1 protein-coding gene is annotated in these 2,694 nt (G+C 68.1%); it reads left to right on the top strand.

The annotated features are described in order from the left end of the window. Positions 1 to 111: 111 nt before the first annotated feature. Positions 112 to 2,694 (top strand): S8 family serine peptidase (locus ACFE8Y_RS16315; protein WP_375465433.1); only part of this gene is annotated, 2,583 nt, incomplete at its 3' end.

The raw sequence follows: 2,694 nt of genomic DNA, 5'->3' as shown, positions 1-2,694 counted from the left end.
TCATCTAGCGAACTCCGCGACGATAGATTTGACAACGCTACGATTTACAAATAGTGAATCGTAGCGTTTTGATTCGTCATATCATTTTCGCTCTATCCTTGGAGTCGCATCATGACCATCAATGCCGGCAGCCCGTCCAGTGGAGCCGTGGATGGTCAATCCGACGTCATTGATCCCGCGTACTTCTTCATCAACAGAGTGGCGCCGACCGATCCAGCCAGCGCGGCGACGTCGAACACTGCACCATCCGCCGCGCCCGATCGTTTGCCGGATGTCGTCACAGGATCGGACGGACAGAGCTACATCGTCATCGACGCCACCGCGATGGACGGCGACGGCCGCAGCCTGCTCGCCAGCCTGCGGGCGCTCGGCCTGCAGCAGGGTTCGGACTGGGGGCCCCTCGTCTCCGGCCTGTTCCCGGTCGCTCAACTCGGGGCGCTCGCCGACGTGGCCAACCTCGTCGAGGCGCGGCAGTCCGTGGCGTCCGTGGCCAGCGTCGATCCATCCCAGCTCGATCCGTCCCACGTCTCAGGCGACGTCAGCGCCGCGACGGGTGCCACGCAGGGGAGCGTGATCAGCCAGGGCGATCATGCGATGGCGACCGACGCGGCTCGGGGAACCTACCACGTCGACGGGACCGGCCTGATCGTCGGCGTGCTGTCGGACAGCTTCAACTACCTCGGCGGGCAACAGACGGACATCAACACCGGCGACCTGCCGAGCGACACGCAGGTGCTGCAGGACTACCTGCAGAACGGCTCGGCGGACGAGGGCCGGGCGATGGCCCAGATCGTCCACGACGTGGCGCCCGGCGCGGCAATCCGGTTCGCAACCGCGTTCACCGGGATCGCCGGCTTCGCCAACAACATCACCGCGCTGGCGAACGCGGGCGCGCGGGTCATCGTCGACGACATCTTCTACTACGCCGAACCGACATACCAGGACAGCGCCATCTCTCAGGCGATCGACGGGGTGTCGGCCAGCGGCGTGACCTACCTCACGCTGGCGGGCAACCACAGGAACGGCGGCTACACCGGGGTCTTCAACGCGTCCGCGTCGACGACGACGATCAACGGTCGGGCCGAGACGCTGCATCAGTTCGCGCCGGGGCAGACCTACATCCCGGTGACGGTGGGTGCGGGCGCATCGATCAGGTTCAGCCTGCAGTGGGACAACCCGGCCGCCTCCGTCAGCCCCGGCCGCGGGGCGACGGCCGATCTCGACGCGTTCCTGTACAACGGCACGGGCGCCTACATCGGCGCGCTGGCGACGAACAACAACACGGGCGGCGACCCGGTCGAGACCTTCACCATCACGAACAATGCCTCGACGGCCACGAGCTATCGGATCGCGGTCGGTCTGCACGCCGGCAATGCCCCGCCCGAGTTCCGCCTGATGGCCCTGGGCAACGGCGCCACGGTCTCGTTCGGGGCGGTCTCATCGAACACCAGCAGCGCGACGGTCTACGGGCATTCCGGCGCGGCGGGCGCAATCACGGTCGGGGCCGACTACTACGCTAACACCCCGGCCTACAACGTCAGCCCGCCCGCCCTGGAGACCTTCTCCTCCCTCGGACCCGACCGCGTTACCTACGACACCGCCGGCAACCGGCTGGCCACGGCCAGCGTCCGTCAAGCCCCGACCCTCACCGCACCGGACGGCGGCGACAACACCTTCTTCGGCTCGAATCGGGACGCCACCAGCCCGCCGAACTTCAGCGGCACCTCGGCGGCCGGGCCGCACGCGGCGGGGCTGGCGGCGCTGATGCTGCAGGCCAACACGGCGCTCACGCCGGTCGACATCCGCCACCTGATGCAGGACAGCGCCATCGATCAGGACAACCCCTACACGACCGGCTTCGACACCGGCTACGACGCCGCCACCGGGTCCGGCCTCGTCCAAGGGGCCGCCGTCGGCTTCGCCGCGACCGGGGTCATCGACAACACCGCCCGCGCCAACCCCGTTCTCTACGGCACCCACCTCGCCGACGTGATCGTCAGCGGCGCCGGCGCCCAGACCCTGACCGGCTACGACGGACGCGACACCTACCGCGACACCGCCGTCAACCACACCGGCGACACGGTCACCGACTTCGCCTACGCCGACCTGATCGACGTCACCAACGCGAACCTGGGCTTCTCCAGCCTCAGCTACGCCAGCGGCCTGCTGTCCTTCACCCTGACGGGCGCGCCGCAGGCCACCACGTACACCATGACCCTGCAGGGCGGAGTCACCGGTACGCCGCTTCAGCGGCCGGACGGCAGCGGCGGCTTCGATATCTACTTCGCCTCACCGCTCGTCACGGTTCCAACGGTCGCCCTCGCCGCGGCTTCCGACACGGGCGTGTCGAGCACGGACGGGATCACCCGGCTGACGACCGTTACGCTGACCGGTAGCGGCACGGCTGGCGACGGCCTCACCATCTACGACGACGGCAACGGCAACGCGATCCAGGACAGCAACGAGGCGACGCTCGCATCCCTCACGGTTCCGACGAACGGCACCTACGCGACCGACATCACGCTTACGGCCGGAACGCACGCGCTGCGCGCCTACCAGAGCGACGGGGTCCTCACGTCCGTGTCCTCGAACGCCGCCGCGATCGTCGTTGATACGCTCGCGCCGACCCTGTCGGTGTTGGGCGTGTCTGGGGCGACGAACGTGGTGGACGGGCACGTTGTGTCGGGCACGATC

The organism is uncultured Methylobacterium sp. (assembly GCF_964242245.1).
Classification (GTDB): Bacteria; Pseudomonadota; Alphaproteobacteria; order Rhizobiales; family Beijerinckiaceae; genus Methylobacterium.
This window is presented reverse-complemented; position numbering and strand designations above follow the sequence as displayed.